Origin of the sequence: Devosia insulae DS-56 (genome assembly GCF_000970465.2) — a bacterium.
GTDB classification, from domain to species: Bacteria; Pseudomonadota; Alphaproteobacteria; order Rhizobiales; family Devosiaceae; genus Devosia_A; species Devosia_A insulae.
Genome location: NZ_LAJE02000333.1, coordinates 1 through 1,370, shown reverse-complemented (window position 1 = coordinate 1,370; position 1,370 = coordinate 1). Strand labels below are relative to the sequence as shown.

The following is a 1,370-nucleotide window of genomic DNA, read 5'->3' as shown; positions in this document are numbered from 1 at the left end:
GTCCTGCATCATCTGGAACTCGCCGTTGAAGAAGAACGGCGGGCGCGCCAACAGCGCGGTGGCATTGACCGGCAGCTCCCTTTCCGGCGGCTCGATCGAGCGCACCACGAAGCTGCAATCGGTGCGCTTCAGATAGGCGTCGAGCTGTGTGTGCCCGACCGTCAGCAGCGCCCGCGCCCCCTTGGGCAGGCTGGCGGCCGCCTCCTCGGCATTGGCGACATGCTTCCAGAACGCATATTGCGGCTCGCTCCAGGCCGGCCGGGTCAGCCGCACCAGCCGCATCTCGGCCAGTTCCGCTGCCCGCACGGCGTTGCGCTTGATCTCTTCCGCATAGGGATGCGTGGCGTCGACGAGCCGGTCGAAGCGCTCGGTAATGATGTAATTGCCCATCCCGTCGCCGCCACCGAATCCGCCGACGCGCAGCTCGCCGGCCGGCAGCAGCGGATCGCTGGTCCGCCCCGCCAGCGAAGTGGTCACGGCATGGCCCATCTTGGTCAATTGCGCGGCAAGCTGCCGCGCCTCTTCGGTCCCGCCGAGGATCAGGATCTTCATCGATTTGTATTCCCCAAGTCCGGCGCCCAGCTGGGCCGCAGCGCCGCCCGTACCCCCCGGTCCGGTTGCGATAACCCCATCTTAACCGCTAGCCTCAAGATTTTGCAGCATAATCTTCGGGTCGCAGAATGAACGGCCTGGTCGTCGCCGCGCCCCGCTCCGGCTCGGGCAAGACCACGCTCACCCTCGGCCTCCTCGCCGCACTGACCCGCCGCGGCTTGAGCGTAGCACCGGCCAAGACCGGTCCCGACTATATCGACACCACCATCCTCGCACGCGCTGCCGGCCGTGTGGCCATCAACCTCGACCCATGGGCCATGTCCCCGGGCCGCCTGCAGAGCCTTGCCGCGCGCCACGCCGCAACCGCCGACCTGCTGCTCGTCGAAGGTGTCATGGGCCTGTTCGACGGCGCCGCCGACGGGCGCGGCTCCACCGCCGACCTCGCCGCCACCCTCGGCCTGCCGGTGATCCTCGTGCTCGATGCCGAGCGCCAGTCGCAGTCGATCGCCGCGCTCGCCCACGGTTTTTCCACCTGGCGCCGAGAGGTGAAAGTCGCCGGCCTGATCGTCAACCGCGCTGCCTCGACCCGCCACGAAGCCATGCTCCGTGCTGCCCTGGCCGCTGTCGATATCCCGCTGCTCGGCGTCATCCCCAGGCGCGAAGCCCTTGCACTCCCCGACCGCCACCTCGGCCTCGTCCTCCCCGAGGAGATCGCCGGTTTCGACAAGGTCGTCACCACCGCAGCCGAAGCGATGGAGGACTATGTCGACCTGAATCACCTTCTTGCGCTGAGCGCGCCGCTCCCCTCCCCCTTGAGG

The 1,370-nt window shown here is 68.3% G+C and carries 2 protein-coding genes; one reads left to right on the top strand and one right to left on the bottom strand.

Annotated features, from left to right (window positions below; all coding sequences use genetic code 11):
* On the bottom strand, window positions 1-552 hold a 552-nt coding region (locus tag VW23_RS21875; protein ID WP_069911616.1), incomplete at its 3' end, for a precorrin-6A/cobalt-precorrin-6A reductase.
* Window positions 553-680: 128 nt separating this feature from the next.
* Here VW23_RS21875 and VW23_RS21870 point away from each other — a divergent pair.
* Window positions 681-1,370, top strand: a 690-nt coding sequence (locus VW23_RS21870) for a cobyrinic acid a,c-diamide synthase CobB (protein WP_141728445.1), incomplete at its 3' end; no start/stop codon positions are given.